The organism is Lactobacillus sp. XV31L, from assembly GCF_059900865.1.
This window is the reverse complement of record NZ_JBWXGC010000003.1, coordinates 129,518-151,773: the sequence shown is the minus strand read 5'-3', so window position 1 is coordinate 151,773 and position 22,256 is coordinate 129,518. Positions and strand designations below refer to the sequence as shown.

The following is a 22,256-nucleotide window of genomic DNA, read 5'->3' as shown; positions in this document are numbered from 1 at the left end:
AAATGACAAAAGAAGTAGCAGAAATCGGTGCACTGAAAAGGGCAGTTGGCGACTGGGCAACGGCCCATATGCAGGTCTTGCAGTTTGACGCAAAAACGCTTGAAGTAGCAACACCCCTCAAAGATTCGTTAGGTGAGCCAGTTTATTGTTTTATTGAAAAGATGAAAGGGCAATACTCTATTAGTGATGAAGGCCGTATGCTGTTCAAGCTTGATCCTAGCGCCAGCGACCAAGAAATCTACCAAATGGCTGCAGAAATTATTGCCAGTGCTGACTTTGAATTCAACCAGGACAATGGGGTGATTTCCAAGCTGGTAGACGAAGATGAACTGGTTCAAGAGTTGACAGACCTGGCCCAACTCCAAGTGGCTGTTTCCTATTTAGGCTAAAGGCATTTTCTAAAGATAATTAGTTGACCAAAGGTAAATAAATAGCAATTAACTGTTGGCCTGGTTCAATAAATAAATTCACTCTAATGGTGAAATATGGTATAATGGAATGAACAAGAAAAAGAAAGAGGAATTAATTTATGAAATTAAATAAACGTCTTATTGCATTAGCAGTTGCTGGGACAACAGCCTTAGCGCCAATTGTTAGCCAATCATCAATGGTATTGGCAGACACCACCCCAGTTCAAACTGGTCAGACAGCTAACAGTGGTCAAATTACTCCAGCTACTACACCAGCTGCAGACCCAAGCAAGCCAGCAGATACTGCTAAACCTGCTACTGATCCTGCAAAGGCTCCTGAACCCCCAGTTGTTCAACCGATTAATAATCCAGTTGACCCGGGCTTCAACAAGACTGAACAACCAGGTGAAAAGCTGGCTAAGGGCGTTGTTAAGAAGACTAAGCCATCTTGGACAAAGAAACACAAGATGGCTAATAAGTACTTCAACAAAGCAGTCAGGAAGGGTACTAAGGTTTCTACTAAGAAGCGCTTAAAGCTTTACAAGAAGACTTTGAAGCACTTCAAGGGTTACAAAGCTAAGTATGCTAAGCGCTACCGTTCATACTTGAAGAAGCAGATCAAGTTGATGCAAGCTGCAATCACTGCTTCAGCCACTACGACTAAGCCAACTGCACCAGCAGATTCGACTAAGCCAGTTGCTCCAGCTGACACAACTAAGCCGACTGCACCAGCAGATTCGACTAAGCCAACTGCTCCAGCTGATTCAAGCAAGCCAGTTGCTCCAACAGCTCCAGTAGCTCCAAGCACTGCTGGTCAAAGTGCACACTAATATTTATTAGTTGATCCATCAAAAGCGGGAATTTTCCCGCTTTTTTTGTTAGTCAAAAAATGTGATTGACATTTTAATTAACTTATACTTTAATTAATACAATTAATTTTATTTTTAATTTGATAATAGTCTGGTGGTATTCTATGGCAATAATTTTTACTAATCTTTCCAAAAACTACGGCAAGAAGCCAGTTTTACAAGAAATCAATTTAACCATTCCAGCGGTGCCAGCAATCATTGGTCTAATTGGGCCTAACGGGGTGGGCAAGTCAACCATGCTCAGACTGCTTGCAGGGGTACTTGAACCAACTTGCGGGACAATTCATAATGATCAGACAGATGCTGGTTATGGTAGCTGGGCAAGCTTGCATACTGACTTTGTTGCCTCGGGCGAGCGCGGGCTTAGAAACAAGCTGAATACTCTGGAGAATGGCATGTACTTTTCTTCGCTTAAGGGAATTAGCATTAGGCAAACAGAAAGAAATATTCGGACTCTGGCGGCGGACATGGAGTTTTCTGATAAGCTCGATGTGCTTTTTCAGGAACTATCAACGGGTCTTAAGAAAAAGGCTGCCGTCTTAGTCGGTGCAGCTCTTGGGACAGGGCTCTTGCTGCTGGATGAGCCCTCTAACGGATTGGATATTGCAGCCCAAGAAGACCTGACTAGCTTTATTTTGGCTTTGAAAAACCAGCACGGCAAGACTATTGTGGTTTCCTCACATGACACCCAAATGCTGTCAGGTGTTGTTGACCACTACTTGTTCTTGAAAAAGGGTCAGATTGAACGGCAAATTGCCCATCGGCTTGACGAAAACGAGTTGATTGCTATTTACCGTCAGGTATACGGACAAGATAAAGGTGACTAGCATGCAAAAAATTAAACAAGCCTGCACTATTTTATTAGTGCAACTATCCTTAGAACTTAAAATCAAATTAAGGTACTTGAATGCAACGATAAGCGAGTTCGTCCTATATGCCGGGGCACTTTTCATTGTTTTGTTTGCTACTGATCCAGCTCAACTGGGCCATTCATACGGTACCAAGGCAGGCAGTTTGTTCACCTTGATTGGCTTTTTGTTTTGGAGTATCGGGATTTCATCTTTGGGTTCTTGCAGCAACAAGGTCGAAGTAGATGAGCGTACAGGCCTGCTTGAAAGTGAAGTGCAGTCAATCTTTCCTTTGTGGATGATTTACTTTATCCAAACAGTGGCCGAGAACCTCTTTGTCTGGGGCTATTTGATCATCCTTGGGGTTAGCGCGTCCTTCTTTTCAAACTTTACTGTAACGGAAATCTTATGGGCAATTGTTTTGACGATGGTCTTTTCCCTGATTTCTAATCTAGGCATGTTTGGTATCGGTATGATTTTTGCAGCTGGCTCCATCCGCTTCAAGCAAATGGGCCAGTGGGCAACCATCTTTCAGGCGCTACTGATGATGTTTTCTAACGTTTACTTGCCAGTTTATAATCCTCTGCAGGAACTTATTCCCTATGTGGGTGGCATTGAAATTGTTCGGCAGCTTTTTTTAGGACATAGCGTTTCAGCTGGCCAGATCTTCTTATTTATCCTGATAAATATAGTTTGGCTGCTAGTGGGGATTATTTTCTTTAGTTACAGTATTAAAAAAGAGCGCAAAAACGGCTCCTTTGAAGCCTTTTAAAGTACAGCTAAATTTTGTTATAATGATGAGTATGAAATATTGTTGATTGAAACAGAAAGCATGGATATTTATTTTACGATTTACTAATGTTAGTTGGGGCAGTGCCGAATACCGGGCTGTCAAAAAGTTATACCGGTCTGCTTTTCCCAAAAAAGAGCGTTTTGCAATCTGGCAGCTTCTCTTGATGGCAATGCACAAAAATGTTTGCTGGCAGTCCATTTATGATGGTGACCACTTCATAGGCCTGGTCTTCATGGCCGAAGATGAAGCAGCAGTCTATCTGGGCTATCTGGCGATTGTGCCAGCTGAGCGCGGGCATGGCTATGGCAGCCAGGTCTTAGACCAGCTGAAGGCACAATTCAAGGGCAAACCGATCATTCTTGATATTGAGCCAGTAACAAGCAAGGCGATTAATTATCAGCAGCGGCTTAGCCGGCTCAAGTTTTATGAACACAACGGCTTCAGAATTACCCAGAAAAAATTGATCGATGATGGTGGCAGGTATGCGATTTTGACGACGGGCAGGACTTTTAAAGTTGCTTCTTTGGTCAGCTTGCTGCACTACATGGACTTTGGTATGTATAAGTTCAAGATTGAATAGCAATTTTTTAAACAGTCCAGTGAGACTGGTGCCTAAGTTGGATTTGATCGCACACTTTGCTGTCATCAACGCCAAAGGGGAGGTTCTGTTAGGGGCACCGATTAAAAAAGTTTTTACGCCAGTTTCCAAGGAAGAGTATTGGCAAGGCATTATGTTTGATGTCAAGGACGCAAGAACAGAGATAACGGTTCATCCTATGTACAATTTTAAATTTATGCCGGCTGCATAACAAAAGGCTCGTTTCTTGATGGAAACGGGCCTTTTGTTTGTCTGATTTTATCAACTTAGCAGGTTGAACTGGTCTGCGGTGAATTCAATGTTAAACCGGCTGCGTTTGATTTCTTCACCATCTACCTGACCAAATTCTTTCTTGGTAGTCTTGACCGTAATCTTTTCAGCTTCAAGGTAGTGAAATTCAGGACTTTCAAGGTGAGAACCATCTTTTAGCAGCTTGACAAAGAGTTTGATCAACCCTTTTAAGGTGTATTTCTCCACGATGACCATGTCCAGCTTGTGGCTATTAATGCTAGCAGTTGGCAGTAAGGTAATGCCACCGCCCAGGTATGGATGGTTGGTAGTAGTCACCAAAAATGCATCTTGGTATATTTTGGTATGGCCCTTGCTTACTATTTCTACTTTAAAAGTATCTTGCTTGCGCAGGCAAGATAGGATGTGGAGGCCGTAGATCAAGTTGCCTTCGTTGATGGTATTGAGCATCTTTTTTAATTTAGAAATGTTGCTGAGGTGGTTGACAAAAGCGTCAAAGCCAATGCCAAAGCTGTTAGCAAAATAGTATGTATTTTGACTGAAGTCGGGCAGTTTGAAGGTCCCACAGTCTACTGCTAGTGGCTTTAAGCTCGCTTTTAGATGGTCGAGCAGGACTCTTGGATTGTCCGTTAAGCCAGCAGCGCGCCCAAAATCATTGCCGGTGCCAGCAGGCAAGTAGGCGAAGGGGGTGGCTGGGTGCTGGGAGCGTTTGATTCCATTCAGAACTTCATTGAGTGATCCGTCGCCCCCGATAATGACTAGCACTTCACCATCTTGGTGGTGCTGATTGCCATAGTCTTCAGCCAGTGCAATCGCGGCTCCTGCATAGGTGCTTTTCTTAATATCAAAGCGGATGTTTTCATCTACGAGCATGAGCACAGTCTGGTCTAGAATTTTCTTAGCCCGACCATTGCCCGCAGTCTCATTCACTAAGAGGTGGATGTTCATTTTGTTAGTCATTTGCTTTTGCTACCTAAAAGAAAAAGCCCGTTGGGGCTCTTCCTTATTTTTTCTCAACCAACATGGGCAAGACCATTGGCCGCCGCTTGGTCTTTGAATATAAAAAGTCAGAGAGATTCTCAGCGATGGCCTTGCGGATCACGCTGTCTTTAGGGGTTGGTGTCTTATCCATTTCGGTTTTCAAAATATGATAAATATGTTTTTGGGCTTGGTTAATCAGCTCAGTCGACTCACGCATGTAGACAAAGCCGCGGCTGAGGACATCAGGTCCAGCTAAGACGCGCTTGTGCTTGTAGTCAACAGTTGCGACGATAACTACTAGTCCATCTTCGGACAATACCTGCCGGTCGTGGACGACCACGTTTCCGACATCAGCAGTGCCTGAAGTGTCAACGTAGACATCGCCTGCTGGGACATGGCCAGCAATTCTCGAGCCTTCAGGACCAAAGCAGATAACTTCACCGTTCTCAAGCACAAAGGTGTGGTCGGCGGGCACGCCCGCTGCTTGGGCCAGTTCCGTATGGATAACCTGCATCCGGTATTCCCCGTGCACTGGAATCATATACTGCGGTTTGGTCAAGCGAACCATCATTTTTAGTTCTTCTTGTCCACCGTGTCCAGAAGTGTGGACGTTATTAACCCGGCCATGGATGACATTGGCACCGCCTTCCATCAGCTTGTTGATCACGTGGTTAACGCTTAAAGTGTTGCCCGGAATCGGGTTCGAAGAGAAAATCACGGTATCATTAGGCTGCAGGCTGATTTGCCGGTGGGTACCGCTAGCAATTCGCGAAAGAGCAGCTAGGGGTTCACCTTGAGACCCAGTACAAAGAATCATGACTTGGTCGGCTGGCGTGTGGTTGATTTCATTAGCGTCAACAATCAAACCCTCGGGTACGTTAAGGTAACCCAGGTCAATCCCGTTTTGGACGCCATTTTCCATGCTGCGACCAAAAATTGCCACCTTCCTATCGGTATCAATTGCAGCCTGAATGGCTGTAGACACCCGGTAGAGGTTAGAGGCAAAGGTCGCAAAAATGATGCGTCCGTGGATGCCAGTGATAATATCATGCAGCGACTTGGCCACAAAGCGTTCAGACTTGGTGAACTGTGGTACCTCAGCGTTGGTTGAATCAGACAAGAGAACCAGAACGCCTTCTTCACCTAGCTTGGCAATTCGCTGGAAGTTAGGTGAGGGTTGGTTCATCACAGGGGTGAGGTCAAACTTAAAGTCACCGGTAAAGACCACTGCACCCAGTGGTGTATGAACTGCAATTCCTAGGGTATCAGGAATTGAGTGGGTAGTCCGAAAGAAGGTAACAGTTAACTTCTTGAACTTCAAAACCGTATCTTCGTGTTCTTCGTGTAATTCCGTTGTCCGCAAAATGCCATGTTCATCCAGTTTGCCCTTGATTAAAGCAAGAGCATAAGGGGTGGCATAAACTGGAATTTCTGGAATCTTCTCTAGTAAAAAGGGGATACCGCCAATGTGATCTTCGTGGCCGTGACTAACAACAAGGGCCTTGATTTTCTTCCGGTTCTTGACTAGGTAGGAATAATCGGAAATCACATAATTGATGCCAAGTAATTCATCTTCGGGGAACTTGATCCCACAATCCATAATAATAATTTCATCTTGGTACTGCACGCAGTACATGTTGCGGCCGATTTCATGCAACCCCCCGATTGCAACGACGGCTACTTCATTATTTTTAACTTGCACTTATTTTGCTTCTTTACTATTAAAGGACGTCAACTTGAAATCGGCGTGTTCCTTTTCATATGTTAGTGAGTTGCCAGCTAGTTCTTGGATGAGTTCAATATTGTAGGGGGTGTTTTCCTCAACCATTGTTCTAGCTGTGATTAGGTTTTCAGCCTCTAGATAGAGAGTCTGGGTCGTTTCCCGCCGGGGATTGACTACCTTGTCTTTTTGATACAAAACTTTGTAGATCATCTTTGTATTCTCCTTATTCAGTTAATAAACGTTCTTTTTGAACTATAAAAAAAGTCCAACAGTTAAAATAATTCTACCATAATTGTTATTTCAAGTATAGAAACACGTTGTTGGATTTAATTAAAAAGCCGTCAAACTAGTTCTGGCGGCTTGATTTTGTAATGGTTTAGTAAACGATTACAGTATCATCATCTAACTTGAAGGGGTCTTCTTTATTAATCCGGTCGTAAAAGAGGTGACCCCGCAAGTGTTCGATTTCGTGGGAGGCAACAATTGCCGGATAGTCCTTAAGCTGGATTGTCTTTTCTTCACCTGCAGTGGTGAAATAATGAATCTTCAACTTATCAGGCCGGGGCACATAGCCGTCAATGACGCGGTCAACGCTTAGGCAGCCTTCGCCTTCACTTAAGCAGGCCTGGCGCACTGATTCTGACAGAATTTCGGGATTGACAAAGGTTTCTTTGAAAATTATCTCTCCCTTATCATTAGGAACAAGCAGGGACGCCATCTGGACGCTTTCGCCAACTTGGGGAGCAGCCAGACCGACGCCAGCTCGCAATTGGTGCTTTTCAGCAATTTTCGGGTCCTGCGAGTTAATCAGGTATTCCATCATTGCACTAGCCAATTTTTGGTAGTGGTCGCTTAAGGGGAAGGTTAAGGGTTTAGCCACCTTGCGCAGTACGGGATTGCCATCGCGGGTAATATCTTTCATTAAAATCAACTTAAATTCACTCTTTCATTAAAAGGTCTATACTCTAGTTTTAACTTCAGTATGTTTGTGTCTTCTTTCTATTCTATACTAAATTTTTGATTTGAAAAGAGGGATAAACGTTGACCACTGCGTAGTTATGGTGGTAAAATCAATGAGCGTAAATATACAGATATGAAACACTTCGATTAGCATGTTTTTGACGTGCCGCCGAAACTGTGACAACGTCACAGTTTTTTTATTGAGGAGTGGAGGAGGAATACTTTTGTCAGAAAAAAGAAGAAATGATGTTAGGAATATAGCGATCATAGCGCACGTTGACCACGGTAAGACAACCCTGGTTAACCAACTATTGAAGCAATCTGACACTCTGCCTGAGCACATGGCTTTGGAAGACCGGGCAATGGACTCAAACGACATTGAACGTGAGCGCGGTATTACTATCTTATCTAAGACCACTGCGGTCAAGTATGGAGATACAACGATCAACATCTTGGATACTCCAGGCCACGCCGACTTTGGAGGCGAGGTTGAGCGGATCATGCACATGGTTGATGGGGCTCTTCTTTTAGTAGATGCCTACGAGGGCACCATGCCACAGACTCGTTTCGTCTTGAAAAAGGCACTAGAAGCTGGCGTTAAACCCATCGTTGTGATCAACAAAATTGACCGCCCAGGTGCACGGCCTAAGGAAGTGCTTGATGAAGTGCTTGAATTATTTATTGAATTAGGTGCCAACGATGAGCAGCTTGACTTCCCGGTTGTCTATGCTTCAGCCTTGAACGGAACTTCTTCTTATGATGAAGATCCAAGCAAGCAGGAAGAGACCATGGCGCCAATTTTCGACACCATTATCAAGGCTATTCCTGCTCCACTCGACAATGTTGATCAACCCCTGCAATTCCAGATTACAATGCTTGATTGGGATGACTATGTTGGCCGTATTGGTGTGGGACGCGTATACCGCGGCCAAGTCAAAGTGGGCGATAACATTACTGTGATGAAACGGGATGGTTCTTCGCAGAACTTCCGGGTTACCAAGCTCTTTGGCTTCTTTGGCTTGAAGCGGAATGAAATTACGTCGGCCAAGGCGGGCGACATCATTGCCATCAGTGGCATCAACGATATTTTTGTTGGTGATACTATTGCCTCAGCTGAGGAACCAGAAGCTCTGCCACTGCTTAAGATTGATCCGCCAACTTTGCAAATGGACTTCGTTGCCAATGACTCACCCTTTGCTGGGCGCGAAGGCGACAAGGTTACCCCTAAGAAGCTGGAAGACCGCTTGATTAAGCAAACGCGGACCGATGTTTCTCTGAAAGTAGAACCGACTGATCAAATAAATGCCTGGACTGTTTCTGGTCGTGGCGAGCTCCACCTGTCAATTTTAGTAGAGGAGATGCGCCGTGAAGGGTTTGAAATCCAACTTTCGCGTCCAAAGGTAATCTATCGGGAAATTGATGGACAAATGTGTGAACCCTTTGAAGCTGTTCAAGTCGACACGCCAGACCAATATGTTGGTTCTGTCATTGATGCTTTATCTCAGCGCAAGGGTGAAATGAAGAACATGACATCAACCGGCAACAACCAAACGCGCTTGGACTTCCTTGTTCCTTCTCGGGGCCTGATTGGTTACAATAACGAATTCATGTCCCAGACTGGTGGATATGGCATCATGAACCACAGTTTTGATTCTTATAAGCCAGTTGTTAAGAACTGGGAACCAGGTCGTCAAAATGGGGCCTTGGTTGCAATTAGCCAGGGCAAATCTACTACATACTCGCTGCAAACAGTTGAGCAACGTGGTGAACTATTCATCGGTGCTGGTGTTGAAGTTTATGAGGGAATGATTGTTGGTCAGTCGTCACGTGATCGTGATATTGCTGTCAATGTTATCAAGGGCAAGAACTTGACTAACACGCGTGCTGCCGGTAAGGACCACGCAGCTGCGATCAGAACGCCAAAGAGCATGACCCTGGAAGAAGCAATCGAATTCCTGAATGATGACGAGTATTGTGAAGTTACGCCTGAATCAATCCGCCTACGCAAGAAGATTTTAAACACTTCAGAACGTCAAAAAGCTGACAAGAAGCGTAACCGTAACTAAATAAATATTACTAAAAGAGTACTCACTGATGAAGTGGTGCTCTTTTTGTTTTATAATAGGGATATGTTTTACTCAAAGGGGAGAGCTGCTTGTGCAACAAAAATTACATCATCTGAATTATAAGATCTTAGTTCCATATCTATTGCTGGTTGTTTTTGGCATTATCATGGTTTATTCGGCGAGTTCAGACATTCTGTTGGTCAACGGCTTTAAGCCTGGAACTTATGGTGTCAAGCAGGCAGTATATGCGGTATTTGCACTTCTCTTAGTGGTGGTAATCTTTGCCATGAGACTGGACATATTCAAAAACACCCGCTTCGTAGCCTGGTTTTTGGGTGCAAGCATGGTCTTACTGCTTTATTTGATTATACTTAAGATCTTCAAGGGGTCTGCGGCTGCTGTCAATGGATCTGTTGGGTGGATTGATCTGAAATTTATCAAGATTCAGCCCTTGGAAATATCTAAATTGGCATTAGTCATCTATCTGGCTTACTTTTTGGACCGACACGTTTCTTCTTTGCGCAGGGGCAACATAATCAACATTTTAACTAGACCAACTATTATGGCTATAATTATGATGTTCTTAGTCCTAATTGAGCCTGACTTAGGTGGGACAGCCATCTTAGCCACAATTGTAGCTGTAATGTTTGCTGTTTCTGGCGTTCCAGCCAAAAACGCAGTCCTTTGCTTGATTGCCATTGCTTTAGGCGTTTTTTTCCTGGTCTTTTTGCTGATCAAGTGGAATCCTGAATTCCTACATTCCAGCTACCAGTACCGTCGACTCATGTCCTTTCTCAACCCCTTTGAGCTGGAGCGAGAAGACGGAGCACAACTGGTCAATTCCTATTATGCAATTCATAATGGCAGCTTGTTTGGCGTAGGACTGGGCAACAGTATGCAAAAGCGGGGCTACCTGCCTGAGCCTTATACTGACTTCATCCTGGCAGTGACCGCGGAAGAAATTGGAGCGATTGGAGCGATTGTTGTTTTGGGTGTTCTTTTTTACCTAATGTGGAGCATTATGGATGTCGGGGTTCATGCCAGTTCACAATTTAACGCCTTAATTTGCTTCGGCGTAGCGACCATTCTTTTCACTGAAACGCTTTTCAATGTTGGTGCTGTTCTAGGCTTATTGCCAATTACGGGCGTGACTTTGCCGTTTATCTCTTACGGAGGTTCATCGCTAATTGTTTTGTCCACAGCTATCGGCTTAGTGCTGAATATTTCAGCCAATGAAAGAATAAAAAAAGAGGAGGAAGTGCTTGCATGAGTGTAAATGAGGATTTTACCAATACTGCACTGACTAAGAGACAGGGTATTATTGTCTACCTTAATTCAGTTAGCAACCAGTACAAATTACGTCACTATGGCGATATTGTTTATTTTTCCCAAAAAATGAACTACTGTATCTTGTACGTTGATCAAGAGCAGACTGACCAGATAATTCAGACTTTGAGAGGCCTTGACTTTGTTAAAAACGTGGAAAAGTCTGAAGGCGATGCAATTGACTTGACCAGCAGCCATATTGAGCAACAAATTGCTGACTTGGCACAAGTAGCAGAGAAAAAATTGATAAAGGAACAAGAAAAGAACACAGACTGATCATGAGAATTATTTCCGGCAAATATGCCAAACGCAACTTATACACGTTAAAAAGTCAAAAAACCAGACCGACCAGTGACAAGGTTAAGGAGTCTTTATTCAACAGTTTGGGCCAATTTTTTGCTGGCGGTGCAGTCTTGGACTTGTATGGCGGTAGCGGAGCTTTGGCGATTGAGGCTGTTTCGCGGGGATATGACCATGCCACAATCGTTGACGTCAATTTTCAAGCAATTGAAATTATTCGCAAAAATGTTGCTTTAACTAAAGAAGAAGAGAGGTTTACCGTCTATAAGATGGCAGCTGCAGCTGCCCTTAAAAAGTTCAGTCAAGAAGAGCAGAAGTTTGACCTGGTATTCTTAGACCCACCCTATGCTAGGCAAAAGATTGCCCAGGATATGGGGAAAATGCACGAGGCTGGACTCCTTAATAAGGGAGCAGTAATTGTTGCTGAAACAGATGACCAGACTGACTTGGGTGAGATTGCTGGCTATACTATGTCTAGTGAGCACCATTTGGGCAAGACAATTACGCGTTTTTATCGAAAGGAAGACTAATGAACGTTGCACTTTTTCCGGGTTCTTTTGACCCAATAACCAACGGTCACGTTGACGTTGTCAAGCAGGCAGTTAAACTGTTTGACCGAGTTTATGTAGTCGTCATGACCAATACATCTAAGCACTATCTTTTTACGGTTGACGAGCGGGTCAGTTTAGTGCAAGATGCGCTCAAGGGCTTGCCCCAAGTTGAGGTCTTAAAGCGGCCCGATGAGTTGACTACTAAAGTAGCTAGTGAACTACATGCGGATGCAATTATCCGCGGCGTTCGCAACAGTGCTGATTTCTTATATGAGCAGCAAATTGCTGCAATGAACAAGGTCTTGGCCAGTGACGTTGAAACCGTCCTGCTATTTACCAAACCGCAAAACAGTTTTGTGGCCTCAAGCATAATCAAGGAAGTAGCCCAGTTCGGTGGAGATGTGCATGCTTTTTTGCCAGCAGCAGCGGCTGCGGCAGTAGAACAAAAACTGGGTAACAATTAATGGTTAAAAAAGAAAATTCGCAAATAAAGGGTAACCTACGAGCCCGCAATTGGTTCCTGGCAATTATGGCATTAGTCATAATAGTGGTAGGTCTAAGCTGGCCTACTGACTACTATATTGAGATGCCTGGTGAAGCTGTTCCGATCAAGCAATTTGTCAAGAGCAAGGGCCGGGTGCCCACTAACTTTTACTTGGTGACAGTCAGTGAAACTAGTGAACCGGCTGGTGTGCTTCAGCTCTTGTTAAGCTATACGCAAAAGTATACTAGCAGGGTGCCCAAGTCTGAATTACTGGCTTCTGCTACAAGCAGCCAATACGAAGAATTACAAAGATGGTATATGGAAACAAGCCAGCAAAATGCTATTTATTACGCGGCCAAAAAAGCTGGGCTAAAGCCTAAGCTAAACTATGAGGGAGTTTATGTGATGCAGGTCCAAAAGCACTCAAGTTTTCGTGGCAAGCTGCAGGTAGGCGACACTGTCTTGGGAGCAAACGGCCACAAGTTCCACTCTACTAAAGAAATGATGGACTACTTTCAAGGCCAAAAAATTGGTGCAAGTGTCAAAATCGCGGTCTTGCGTGAGCAAAAACCTGCTACTTTTACAGGTCGCATTGTAAAGGTGTCTGGGACAAATAAACCAGGAATTGGCATCCAACTTGTTGAACACGTCAAAGTTACCACCAAGCCTAAATTGACGATTAATGCGGGTGCTATTGGTGGTCCATCTGCTGGTCTAATGTTTACCTTAACCAGTTATGAAGCCTTCACCCACCAAAATCTGGCTCGAGGGCACAAGATTGCAGGCACGGGTACCATTTCAGCAGACGGCAAGGTAGGCGTAATTGGTGGCGTTGATAAGAAAGTAGTGGCTGCATCTAAGGCTGGAGCTGAAGTCTTCTTTGCACCAACGGACACATCGGTTGTGAAGAAGTCAGATAGCAACTATGTGGTGGCTAAAAGAACTGCCAAGCAAATCGGCACCAAAATGAAAGTTGTTCCTGTAGGAAACTTTGAAGATGCACTCAACTACTTAAAACAACACTATTAATAAGATAAATCCAAAAAAGTCCAGAATATTTCTGGGCTTTTTGCGTACTTATTAGTGGGTGATAAAAATGGATTGGGAAAGGATCAAAAATTTAATTGTTGACAACAAGCAATACGTAATTGCTGGCTTGGCTGTCGCAAGCATCTTCTTTTGGTTTAAATATGATAATGGTAAACAAGAAGAAACAGACATCAACTCACTTGGCGATGCGCAGCAGAATATAAGTGCCCCAGAGGGTTCAAACAAAGAGTCTGGGCAAATGGAGAGAGAAGATAAGTCCAAGCAAGCAGTGAAAGAAGATCAGGAAGTGACTTGCGACATATCTGGCGCTGTCAAGCATCCAGATGTCTATACCTTGAAAGCAGGTGCAAGGCTCAAGCAACTGATCGATGCGGCTGGTGGATTAACGCGGCGTGCCCACTTGAAGCAGGTCAATCAGGCACTGATTTTAAAGGATCAAGACAAGGTCCATATTCCTTATCTAGGAGAGAAAATAAAAGCGAGTGAAATTGTTATTTCAGTAGGTGGCTCGAGCATTAGCGAGTCAGTTACAGCTACAAACTCTCAAGGAGAATCACAAACTGGCAACAAGGTAAATATCAATACTGCAAGCAGTCAAGAATTGCAAAAGCTGCCCGGCATTGGTGAAAAGAAGGCAGAGCAGATTGTGGCCTACCGGCAAAAAATTGGTCAGTTCAAGCAGATTGCTGACTTAAAGCAAGTTTCTGGGATTGGAGACAAGACCTTTGCAGCACTCAAAGATCAGCTGGCAGTTTGAAATCTTCAGCCCCGGTTTTTTACTCTTGACGGCATTATTACTGGTTGATCTGAGTTGGTTAATCTTTCAGAGTACGACTGCCCTTGAAAAGCTGGTCTGTAGTCTGTTAGGCCTTTATTTGCTGTGCCTCATCTTGCGTAAGTATAGTAACTTGAAGTGGGTAGTTGGGATATGTATTTTGCTGGGCGGATTGCTGGTAAATATACAAGAACAAAAGGCTTATCAAAGCAGTACCTTGCCTGAAGCTATCAGACTATATCCCGACCAGGCCAAAGTCGATGGCGATTGGCTTTGGGGGATAGGCACTAGCTCAAGGGGACGCATTTTGGTCTCTGCCAAGATTGTCCAAGAGCAAGTGAAGCAGTTTAGCCGAGGTCACTTACTCATCTTGACTAAGCTAAGCGGGCAAGTAGACCAGGTTCAGGGTGCAACCAATTATGGCCAATTCGACTTAAAAAAATACTATGCCAGCAAGAATATTTGGCGTCAAGCCAAGTTGAGCAGCTGCCAGATACAAGTCAGAGCTGGCGGTATAAGAGATTTTATTCACCAGTTGCGTTTTAGTCTGCAAAGATACTTTGAGCAAATGCCGCGTATTTTGCGCTTTTTCAGTAGCGAGCTGATATTGGGCGAAAATCCTGACCGCGATAATCAAGAAATATTAGACAATTACCGTGACTTAGGTGTCATCCATATTCTCAGTATTTCCGGACTGCATGTGGGAATTTATACTTTAGCTATTAGTACAGTCTGTTTTTATTTTAAACGAACGCAAGAAGAAACCTTTGTGTTTTGTTTGCTTATTTTGCTTGTGGGCATTTTTTTGAGTGCTGGCCAGGCAGGCTTTGTCCGTGCTAGTTTAACTTACTTGCTGGGTCAGTTATTCAGGTTCAAAAGATACCGGCTAGCTAAGTTTGACTTATTAGGATTGACGTGCATCATTCACTTGGCACTTAATCCGCGACTAATGATGGGTACAGGTGCAGTTCTGAGTTACCTGCTGGCTTTGGGCTTGGAAATGACTGCTAAAATGTCTCCATTTGCGCGCTCTGCTGGATTAAATGTCTTGTTGCAGCCGTTACTGCTATTTTATTTTTTCCAATTCAATTTTTTGACGGTATTCTTTAACATGTTGGTAGTTCCTTATTTTAATTGGATTGTCATGCCTCTGACTTTTGCCAATTTAGTGCTTTTTGCATTTTGGCCCGGAGTTAGCCAGGTGGCTAATGGATTGCTTTTGACGGGAGAGCGGCTAATTAGCAAGCTTTCAGCCAGCAAGTTAGGCTTGTTGACCTTTGGCAAAATAAATTGGTGGCAGACTCTGGTGCTTTTGTTTTTAACTATAGTCTTGCTAGTTGGCATTAATGAGGGGGCCATCGAGAAGAAAATCAAGCATACACTTATAGGCGCACTTGCCTTTACGTACACGGTCTTATTTGCTGTTATTCACTTCCCGGTGACGGGGCAGGTAACGCTTATTGATGTTGGCCAAGGGGACAGTATCTTAGTAACCACGCCATTTCCCAGACGGGTTTACCTGATTGATGTGGGTGGCCGACTTAACTTTGGCGGTCAAAAATCAACTCCGCAGATTAATAAAATTACTATCCCTTTATTAAAGGCTCAAGGAATTAGCCACATTAATGGAGGTTTTGTTTCGCACCAGGATGCAGACCATGTCGGCGACTTAGGGCCACTACTTGACCAGGTAAAGGTAGACAAGCTATATATGGCAGCCGGGCTTCTTGCTAACCCGTCCTTTCGCAAGCGGATAACTGGTCGAATAAGAGCCAAGCAGCTTGTCCAACTACTGGCAGGGCAAGAGGTGGTTGAGCCCCAAATTCGCTTTAACGTGGTATATCCTTTTAAAGCTGGCCCAGGTGAAAATGAAGATTCACTGTCACTAATGTTCAAGTTAGCTAATAAAAGTTGGTTATTCACTGGCGACTTAGGACGTGAGGGTGAACAAGCAATCATGGCCAAGTATGGCTTGTCTGTGAATTATTTTAAGCTTGGCCACCATGGTAGCCGGACGTCAACAGATCCAGAATTTATGCAAAAGTTGCGACCAAGTCTGGTTTTTATTTCAGCTGGGCGCAACAACCGATTTAACCATCCTCATCCGGAAACCATTGCTACGCTGCAGGAACAGCACATTCCATGGGCTTCAACGCAAGACTGCGGGATGATTTCCTGGTCTTATGGCCGCTTTACTAAACCTCATTTCAGCCGTTACGTTCCCAAGAGGCAAGAGTGATGCTACTTTTAGAGTCCAACAGTGACGGTTGTTAAATGCTATAGTCCAATTGGGGAAGATGGGTAAACTGAATAATTTGTTAAAGCTATTTTCAATACTATGTTATACATGATATAATACTAAAAATGTAATTACTTTGTGGAGGAAAAAGCTTTGAAGAAAAAAGTTATTGGATTATAGCTGCACTAAGTGCAATCACTATAGTGCTGAGCGGGCCTACCACTGCCTTAGCCAGCAGTCAGAGTTCACCTGTCAAGGACAATCGGGTCAAGCTAACCCGGCCACTTAGGGTGGTGGCAAATAGTAAAATCACGTTCATGATTTTTTTAAAACCGCGCAATCAAGAAGAATATTTCAAAAAAGCGATGGCTGTTAATCAGCCTGGCGCCTTTGCCTTTAAGCACTTCATGGCACCAGGCCAGATTCGGCAAGAATTTGGCCAGCCTGAAAGTCTCACCAATAGCTGGCAGAAGCTGCTGCAAGCACACCATTTAAGGGCAGTACTTGCACCAAGTGGCTTAAGTATTACAGTTTCAGGTAAAGCTACCGACGTTAATAAGTTATTTAACGTTAAGGTTGACCATGCGCGCTACCATCGTGACCCGCTGCAGTTTGGCAAAACAGCAGCACATTTTCCACAATATTTGGCCCAATCCGTGTTGGCCGTGGTCGGCCTAACAGAACATAATCCAGATTATCTGTTTTACTTAGAAGACAGTAGCGCTCGCCAAAGCGTAAAAAACGTGGGAAAAAGTACAGCAATTCAGAACAACATGAAGTCTGGCTTTACTTCTAAGTTTACTAATCATTACCAAGTCAATAATCTTTATCGACAAGGCTTGACGGGTCAGGGACAAACGATTGGAGTCGTCTCTTTTGGGGCATCCGAGAATCTGATGCACTTAACTTTTGGCGCCATGAAAAAGTTTCAACTGCACCTAGCCGCTTGCAGTCCACCAAAGCACCAATTAATCGCTGGTATTTGCTAAACAATTTATACAGTAGCCATGAAGGTGAGACCACGATGGATGTTGAATATGCCGGTTCGGTTGCGCCCAAGGCAAACATTCATGTCTATGATGGGGAAGTCTCATCGTTAACCAATGTTTTGTCAACGTACACCCAGGCAATCAACGATAACCGCAGTTCCGTATTGACCTGTAGCTGGGGGCTTATAGAAAGCGATACGATTAGCTATTTGTTAAAAAAGCAGCTAATCTCATCGAACAATCCCCAGTTATTCAACCTTTTGATGGCTCAGGCTGCACTGCAAGGCATTTCCAACATAATTATTTCAGGTGACCACGGCGCCTTGTTGCCAACCGTGACCAAAATTAAGGGTAGATATGGCACATTAGGCTACACGCTTAAAACAGATGACCCATTGTCCACAAATCCTTGGATGACCTGTGTTGGGGGAACCTCATTGCCAGTAGACATTGACTATTCCAAATTAGCTAAGACTAAAGGCAAGGGGATTCCATCTTTTGCCATTGCTTTGGGACGTGTGCGCTTGCCAGAAACTGCTTGGTGGCAAGGTTATACTCTGAACAATTTGAAGTCGCTTAAAAAAGCACGCGCCAAAACTTTGCTTAAAAAATACCCTTCGTTGCTAAAAAGCTTTCTGGTAGGTTCTGGTGGTGGCTTCAGTAGCCATTACGAGACACCGTTTTATCAGGAAGGCATTGCGGGCATCAATACCTTTAAGGCCCAAAACTACATGAAGGAATTCAGCAGATATAACTTCACACCGCCCCTCTTGACAGGTACGGGAAGTGGCCGCAACTATCCTGACTTGTCTGCCAATTCTTCAGGTTCGACTGGTTACACCGTCTACCAATATGAGAAGGGTCACTCACCGTGGATAGCCAATAACGGTGGTGTCAGCATTGTTGCACCACAGTTTGCTGGTGTAGCCGCGCTGATTAACAGCCAGTCGCACCGGCTGCGGATGGGCTTTTGGAACCCGCAACTCTATCAGCTGGCAAGTCAAAAAGATAGTCCCTTGAAGCCGCTCAATAGTGTCATTAACAATACCAACGGCTATTACACGGGTCAACCGGGCACAATTTACAATCAGGCAACGGGATTGGGCATACCCAACTTTGGTCTTTTGTACAAGCTCTATAAATAAGTGATTAAATGAAATAAATACCTCTTCTTCCAGGGAAAATAGTTAGGTGTGGTATTTGACTTAGGTTAAAACTTTCTGGTGGTTTTGGTATCTGTCTTTTGCACCGTAGGCATCAATAAGGTAATGTGGTATTATTATTTAGACTTATGGTAAACAGACCTTAATTTGCTTAAGACAAGATATTCCCTGGAGAAGCGAAATGACGCTACTTTCTTTATTTAAAAATACCAATATTAACAATCCACACACCTTAATTGTAGGTGATGATGATTTCCTCAATGATTATTTGGCTAGATCTTACGTCCATGAACCAGCTTTTGCAGATATGGAAAGAGTGGTGGTGGACTGCGAAAGCGATGGCCTAGACGATTTGATTGCAGATGTTACTGAGTCAAGTCTATTTAGTCAGCAAAAACTGCTAATAATTAAAAATCCGTTTTTTTTAACCGCCAGGGTACCCAAAAAGTATAAAAAACAACTTCAGCAGCTGCAGGAAATCTTTGATCATCTTGCTCAGCTTGACGACGTTATTGTCATAGTGGCATCCTACGATAAGTTGGACCGCCGCAAAAAATTGACCAAGACGGCTTTAAAGCAGCTTAACGTGGTTGATACCCAAGTTAAGCCATATGAAGTAGGCAAGGTTGTTCGGCAAATCATTGCTGCAGAAGGCTACCAAGTTGCCACAGCAGACTTGCAACTCCTGCTGGAGCGCAGTGATCAAGTTCTGGACACGGCATTGAGCAATTACAATAAGCTAAAGATGGTGGCTGAAAATGGCAAGATCACTAGCAAAGAAATTGAAAAAAACATCGATTTGTCCATTGCGCAAAATGTTTTTGCCATCCAGGAAGCAGCTTGGCAGCATAAGTATCAAGAGGCAGTGAATCGGCTCCAAAACCAACTGCGTCAAGGCAGCAACCCAATTCAGGTGCTTGCTGTTTTTGAAAACCAACTAGAGTTGACTTTAGTGGCAAAAATTCTCCAAGCCCGCAACCGAAATGAAGCCCAAATTGCTAAGGAGTTGGGTGTGCACCCATACCGGGTCAAGTTAAGTCTTAGCAACAAGTTGTCGATCGATAAGTTAGCTGCGCTATTGGAGCAAGCAATCAAGATTGATTTTAATTATAAGAGGGGACAATACCACGACAATAATTTTTTAACTTTATTTGTTTTAAGCGTATAAAAAAGGCAAAGATGAATATTCATCTTTGCCTTTTTGCTTTTTAGTTAAATTATTTTGCTAACTTAGCCAAGCGACTCTTGTCACGACTGGCCTTGTTCTTATGGATAAGTCCCTTAGAAGCAGCCTTGTCCAGTGCACGAGCAGCAGTAACATGTAATTCAGAGGCGCTTTCAGCACCGGCAGCTTGAGCAGTCTTGAACTTCTTAATCGTTGTTCTTAACTGGTTCATTTGAGCAGCATTGCGCTTTCTAGCGGCATCTTGAGTCTTAACACGCTTGATCGCTGATTTGATTTGTGGCATAAAATTCACCTCCAATAATTGTAAATTCACTTATTAGATTATACTGGACTATAATTGCAGATGCAAGGCAAATTGTACTTGCTTTTTAAAAAAATAATCTGTATCATACTATTGTTGTGAACCGTTAACGCTGTTTGCGCGCTCACACCTGACGGTAAACGTTGTTAACGGCAATTATTTTAGTGAAAGGTGAAAATCATTATGGCAATTTCAAAAGCAGAAAAAGATGAAATCATTAAGAACTTTGCAACCCACGAGGGCGATACTGGTTCTACTGAAGTTCAAGTGGCAATCTTGACAACAGACATCAACAACTTGACTGAGCACATGCGGAATCATTCCCATGACCACCACTCATACGTTGGTCTTTTAAAGAAGATTGGTCACCGTCGTAATTTGCTTCGTTACTTACAAGATAACGATATTAATCGTTACCGTGAATTAATTAAGAAGCTGGGTCTGCGTCGTTAAAGGCAGTCCTGCAACAAAAAAGTCAACTCTCCGTCGAGAGTTGGCTTTTTTTATTTTTAATCAAACTGCTTTTTATGCTAAAATATGTTAAGAGACTTTTTGCGTTGTGATCTTAATGATCCATAAATAACAACTGAATAGCAAAGATAGAAAAGGAAATATAATGACTGATCAAGTTAAAATAATGATTTTGAGTGGCGTCCGTGAACAAGGAAAGAACATGTTCGCTGTTCAAGTTAATGATGAAATTTTTGTCCTTGACGCTGGCCTTAAGTATCCTGATAGTACCTTGTACGGAATTGATTTGGTAATTCCAGATCTCGACTTTTTCGAGCAGTATGGCGACCAGGTTGTCGGCATCTTTTTGACCCATGGGCATGCTGATTCAATTGGCGCTTTGCCTTATATATTGCGCCAGTATGATATTCCCGTGTTTGGCTCCCAACTAACAGTTGAACTCGCCAAAATCACGGTTAAGCGGGAAAATAAGCGAATAAAAAACAGCTTATTCCACGTTATTGATGCAGATACTGAAATTGAATTTAAAAGTGCCAGCATCTCGTTCTTCTGCACCACGCATTCCATACCGGATTCATTAGGCGTTGACCTCCACACGCCAGCAGGTGAAGTGGTTTATACGGGTGACTTTAAGTTTGACCCAACAGCAGCTCCGAAATACCGAACGGATTTAGACCGTTTGGCTGAGATTGCACCCAAGGGGGTTTTGGCTCTATTAAGTGATTCATCCAATGCCGAAGCAGCCTTGCCTAATGTTTCTGAACAAGAAATTGGTGATTATGTTACCAACGTCTTTCGCAATGCAAAGGGGCGGGTAATTGTTGCAGCCAAGGCCTCCAACCTAATTAGAATTCAGGAAGTTTTGAATGCAGCTCATGATACGGGCAGACGGGTTCTGCTAACTGGTCGTGATGTCGCCAAAATTGTGCGCACAGCAATGGATTTGGGTTATCTCACAGTACCCAAGGGTCTTTTGATGCGAGTTAAGGACCTAAAGGAAACGCCAGACAGTAAAACAGTTATTCTGGAAACTGGCCAGATGGGTGAACCACTGAATTCTCTGCAAAAAATGGCTAAAAACCGCCATAGCATGATTACTATTCACCAAGATGACCTAGTCTTCATTGCAACAACCCCGTCCCACTCAGTCGAAACAATGGTAGCCCAGACAAGTGACGCTGTATATAGTGCCGGCGGCACGGTTATTCAGCTTGGCAAGGCTAAGAACACCAGCGGACATGCCACAGGTCGAGACTTGCAGATGCTTATTGATATCCTCAAGCCGCAGTTTTTGATCCCGGTAATTGGTGAGTATCGCTTGCTGGAAGTGCACCGTGATTTAGCAGTTCGTGCTGGAATAAAGTCAGAAAATATTTTTCTTTCAAGAAATGGCGACTGCCTGAATTATGACTTTAAACGCAAACGCTTTTACCTAACTGATCCCGTTCCAGGTGAAGATACTATGATTGATGGCTCAGGCATCGGCGATGTGGGCAATATTGTCTTACGCGATCGTGAAGTTTTGTCTGATGACGGTATTTTCATTGCTGTGGTCACGATTGACCGGCGCAAAAAGAAGATCATTGCGCAACCTCAGGTTACTAGCCGAGGCTTCGTGTACATCAAGGCGAATCGACAACTGATGAGTGATAGTATTGAACTTATCAAAAAGACGATTATGAATAATTTTGAACACAAGAAGTTCGACTGGACTGAAATTAAGCAGGATGTGCGCAACGACTTAGAGCGCTTTTTGTACAAAAAAACCAACCGTCGTCCAGTTGTCCTGCCAGTGGTTATGGAAGTTAATCAAAACCGCCATAGGGCAATGCAAAAACGCAATGACAAGGGTGAAGAAGGCAAGGACGATCGCCGCCAAGTGAATGTAAATAAATCTGGTCGGCGGATTGTCAAGAAGGATTAG

24 protein-coding genes are annotated in these 22,256 nt (G+C 43.7%); 19 read left to right on the top strand and 5 right to left on the bottom strand.

Annotated features, from left to right (window positions below):
• The first annotated feature begins 2 nt into the window (after nt 1–2).
• The 6 genes from AC2JF7_RS03240 to AC2JF7_RS03215 all read left to right on the top strand — a co-directional run bounded on the left by AC2JF7_RS03240 (nt 3) and on the right by AC2JF7_RS03215 (nt 3,729).
• Nucleotides 3–389, top strand: coding sequence for a DUF1828 domain-containing protein (locus tag AC2JF7_RS03240; protein ID WP_500727060.1), 387 nt, complete (start codon nt 3–5; stop codon nt 387–389).
• A 140-nt stretch (nt 390–529) separates the two neighbouring features.
• On the top strand, nt 530–1,240 hold the full coding sequence (locus AC2JF7_RS03235; RefSeq protein ID WP_500727058.1) for a hypothetical protein: 711 nt from the start codon (nt 530–532) through the stop codon (nt 1,238–1,240).
• Between the two features lie 143 nt (nt 1,241–1,383).
• Nucleotides 1,384–2,106 (top strand): ATP-binding cassette domain-containing protein, encoded by a 723-nt coding sequence (locus AC2JF7_RS03230; RefSeq protein WP_500727056.1) that lies wholly within the window; start codon nt 1,384–1,386, stop codon nt 2,104–2,106.
• A gap of 1 nt (nt 2,107) precedes the next feature.
• Nucleotides 2,108–2,899, top strand: coding sequence for an ABC transporter permease (locus tag AC2JF7_RS03225; RefSeq protein WP_500727055.1), 792 nt, complete (start codon nt 2,108–2,110; stop codon nt 2,897–2,899).
• Between the two features lie 46 nt (nt 2,900–2,945).
• Nucleotides 2,946–3,500, top strand: coding sequence for a GNAT family N-acetyltransferase (locus tag AC2JF7_RS03220; RefSeq protein WP_500727053.1), 555 nt, complete (start codon nt 2,946–2,948; stop codon nt 3,498–3,500).
• A 37-nt stretch (nt 3,501–3,537) separates the two neighbouring features.
• Nucleotides 3,538–3,729 carry a hypothetical protein gene (locus AC2JF7_RS03215; protein ID WP_500727051.1) on the top strand — a complete coding sequence of 64 codons (192 nt, stop codon included), beginning with the start codon at nt 3,538–3,540 and terminating at the stop codon, nt 3,727–3,729.
• Between the two features lie 50 nt (nt 3,730–3,779).
• Here the strand turns inward: AC2JF7_RS03215 and AC2JF7_RS03210 are convergent, their stop codons facing one another.
• The 4 genes from AC2JF7_RS03210 to def form a co-directional block, all read right to left on the bottom strand.
• On the bottom strand, nt 3,780–4,727 hold the full coding sequence (locus AC2JF7_RS03210; protein ID WP_500727049.1) for a diacylglycerol/lipid kinase family protein: 948 nt from the start codon (nt 4,725–4,727) through the stop codon (nt 3,780–3,782).
• A gap of 43 nt (nt 4,728–4,770) precedes the next feature.
• The gene (rnjA, locus tag AC2JF7_RS03205; protein ID WP_500727047.1) at nt 4,771–6,450 is read right to left on the bottom strand and encodes a ribonuclease J1; all 1,680 of its coding nucleotides are present in this window, start codon (nt 6,448–6,450) and stop codon (nt 4,771–4,773) included.
• A complete protein-coding gene (locus AC2JF7_RS03200) occupies nt 6,451–6,681 on the bottom strand; it encodes a DNA-dependent RNA polymerase subunit epsilon (RefSeq protein ID WP_500727046.1) in 231 nt (76 codons plus the stop codon).
• Nucleotides 6,682–6,847: 166 nt separating this feature from the next.
• Entirely contained in the window at nt 6,848–7,402 is a 555-nt protein-coding gene (def, locus tag AC2JF7_RS03195; protein ID WP_500727044.1) for a peptide deformylase, read from the bottom strand.
• Between the two features lie 253 nt (nt 7,403–7,655).
• Between def and typA the strand changes: the two genes are divergently transcribed.
• From typA to holA, 11 genes are all read left to right on the top strand, one after another.
• Nucleotides 7,656–9,497 carry a translational GTPase TypA gene (typA, locus tag AC2JF7_RS03190; RefSeq protein ID WP_500727042.1) on the top strand — a complete coding sequence of 614 codons (1,842 nt, stop codon included), beginning with the start codon at nt 7,656–7,658 and terminating at the stop codon, nt 9,495–9,497.
• Nucleotides 9,498–9,588: 91 nt separating this feature from the next.
• Nucleotides 9,589–10,767, top strand: a complete 1,179-nt coding sequence (locus AC2JF7_RS03185; protein ID WP_500727040.1) for an FtsW/RodA/SpoVE family cell cycle protein — start codon at nt 9,589–9,591, stop codon at nt 10,765–10,767.
• Nucleotides 10,764–11,099 carry a YlbG family protein gene (locus AC2JF7_RS03180; protein WP_500727038.1) on the top strand — a complete coding sequence of 112 codons (336 nt, stop codon included), beginning with the start codon at nt 10,764–10,766 and terminating at the stop codon, nt 11,097–11,099. Before AC2JF7_RS03185 ends, AC2JF7_RS03180 begins: the two co-directional genes overlap by 4 nt.
• 2 nt (nt 11,100–11,101) lie before the next feature.
• Entirely contained in the window at nt 11,102–11,653 is a 552-nt protein-coding gene (gene rsmD / locus AC2JF7_RS03175) for a 16S rRNA (guanine(966)-N(2))-methyltransferase RsmD (protein ID WP_500727036.1), read from the top strand.
• Nucleotides 11,653–12,138 carry a pantetheine-phosphate adenylyltransferase gene (gene coaD, locus AC2JF7_RS03170; RefSeq protein WP_500727034.1) on the top strand — a complete coding sequence of 162 codons (486 nt, stop codon included), beginning with the start codon at nt 11,653–11,655 and terminating at the stop codon, nt 12,136–12,138. Before rsmD ends, coaD begins: the two co-directional genes overlap by 1 nt.
• Nucleotides 12,138–13,187: a SepM family pheromone-processing serine protease gene (locus AC2JF7_RS03165; RefSeq protein ID WP_500727032.1), complete on the top strand. Its 1,050-nt coding sequence runs from the start codon at nt 12,138–12,140 to the stop codon at nt 13,185–13,187. Before coaD ends, AC2JF7_RS03165 begins: the two co-directional genes overlap by 1 nt.
• Nucleotides 13,188–13,254: 67 nt before the next feature.
• Entirely contained in the window at nt 13,255–13,965 is a 711-nt protein-coding gene (locus AC2JF7_RS03160) for a ComEA family DNA-binding protein (protein WP_500727030.1), read from the top strand.
• Complete coding sequence (locus AC2JF7_RS03155) at nt 13,934–16,222, top strand: DNA internalization-related competence protein ComEC/Rec2 (RefSeq protein ID WP_500727029.1); 2,289 nt, start codon at nt 13,934–13,936, stop codon at nt 16,220–16,222. Before AC2JF7_RS03160 ends, AC2JF7_RS03155 begins: the two co-directional genes overlap by 32 nt.
• Nucleotides 16,223–16,425: 203 nt before the next feature.
• Complete coding sequence (locus AC2JF7_RS03150) at nt 16,426–17,211, top strand: protease pro-enzyme activation domain-containing protein (RefSeq protein WP_500727026.1); 786 nt, start codon at nt 16,426–16,428, stop codon at nt 17,209–17,211.
• A 35-nt stretch (nt 17,212–17,246) separates the two neighbouring features.
• On the top strand, nt 17,247–18,356 hold the full coding sequence (locus tag AC2JF7_RS03145) for a S8/S53 family peptidase (RefSeq protein WP_500727024.1): 1,110 nt from the start codon (nt 17,247–17,249) through the stop codon (nt 18,354–18,356).
• Between the two features lie 199 nt (nt 18,357–18,555).
• Nucleotides 18,556–19,542 (top strand): DNA polymerase III subunit delta, encoded by a 987-nt coding sequence (holA, locus tag AC2JF7_RS03140; RefSeq protein ID WP_500727022.1) that lies wholly within the window; start codon nt 18,556–18,558, stop codon nt 19,540–19,542.
• 49 nt (nt 19,543–19,591) lie between these two features.
• Here the strand turns inward: holA and rpsT are convergent, their stop codons facing one another.
• Nucleotides 19,592–19,843 (bottom strand): 30S ribosomal protein S20, encoded by a 252-nt coding sequence (rpsT, locus tag AC2JF7_RS03135; protein ID WP_500727020.1) that lies wholly within the window; start codon nt 19,841–19,843, stop codon nt 19,592–19,594.
• A gap of 201 nt (nt 19,844–20,044) precedes the next feature.
• On the opposite strand from rpsT, the gene rpsO reads away from it, so the two are divergent.
• A complete protein-coding gene (gene rpsO / locus AC2JF7_RS03130) occupies nt 20,045–20,314 on the top strand; it encodes a 30S ribosomal protein S15 (RefSeq protein ID WP_500727019.1) in 270 nt (89 codons plus the stop codon).
• Between the two features lie 163 nt (nt 20,315–20,477).
• Nucleotides 20,478–22,256, top strand: coding sequence for a ribonuclease J (locus tag AC2JF7_RS03125; protein ID WP_500727017.1), 1,779 nt, complete (start codon nt 20,478–20,480; stop codon nt 22,254–22,256).

Excerpts from the sequence above, each read along its gene's own strand:
- AC2JF7_RS03240 (WP_500727060.1), top strand. The coding sequence starts at position 3 with ATGACAAAAGAAGTAGCAGAAATCGGTGCACTGAAAAGGGCAGTTGGC.
- AC2JF7_RS03235 (WP_500727058.1), top strand. The coding sequence starts at position 530 with ATGAAATTAAATAAACGTCTTATTGCATTAGCAGTTGCTGGGACAACA.
- AC2JF7_RS03230 (WP_500727056.1), top strand. The coding sequence starts at position 1,384 with ATGGCAATAATTTTTACTAATCTTTCCAAAAACTACGGCAAGAAGCCA.
- AC2JF7_RS03225 (WP_500727055.1), top strand. The coding sequence starts at position 2,108 with ATGCAAAAAATTAAACAAGCCTGCACTATTTTATTAGTGCAACTATCC.
- AC2JF7_RS03210 (WP_500727049.1), bottom strand. The coding sequence starts at position 4,727 with ATGACTAACAAAATGAACATCCACCTCTTAGTGAATGAGACTGCGGGC.
- AC2JF7_RS03200 (WP_500727046.1), bottom strand. The coding sequence starts at position 6,681 with ATGATCTACAAAGTTTTGTATCAAAAAGACAAGGTAGTCAATCCCCGG.
- AC2JF7_RS03180 (WP_500727038.1), top strand. The coding sequence starts at position 10,764 with ATGAGTGTAAATGAGGATTTTACCAATACTGCACTGACTAAGAGACAG.
- rsmD (WP_500727036.1), top strand. The coding sequence starts at position 11,102 with ATGAGAATTATTTCCGGCAAATATGCCAAACGCAACTTATACACGTTA.
- coaD (WP_500727034.1), top strand. The coding sequence starts at position 11,653 with ATGAACGTTGCACTTTTTCCGGGTTCTTTTGACCCAATAACCAACGGT.
- AC2JF7_RS03165 (WP_500727032.1), top strand. The coding sequence starts at position 12,138 with ATGGTTAAAAAAGAAAATTCGCAAATAAAGGGTAACCTACGAGCCCGC.
- AC2JF7_RS03160 (WP_500727030.1), top strand. The coding sequence starts at position 13,255 with ATGGATTGGGAAAGGATCAAAAATTTAATTGTTGACAACAAGCAATAC.
- AC2JF7_RS03145 (WP_500727024.1), top strand. The coding sequence starts at position 17,247 with ATGGATGTTGAATATGCCGGTTCGGTTGCGCCCAAGGCAAACATTCAT.
- holA (WP_500727022.1), top strand. The coding sequence starts at position 18,556 with ATGACGCTACTTTCTTTATTTAAAAATACCAATATTAACAATCCACAC.
- rpsT (WP_500727020.1), bottom strand. The coding sequence starts at position 19,843 with ATGCCACAAATCAAATCAGCGATCAAGCGTGTTAAGACTCAAGATGCC.
- rpsO (WP_500727019.1), top strand. The coding sequence starts at position 20,045 with ATGGCAATTTCAAAAGCAGAAAAAGATGAAATCATTAAGAACTTTGCA.
- AC2JF7_RS03125 (WP_500727017.1), top strand. The coding sequence starts at position 20,478 with ATGACTGATCAAGTTAAAATAATGATTTTGAGTGGCGTCCGTGAACAA.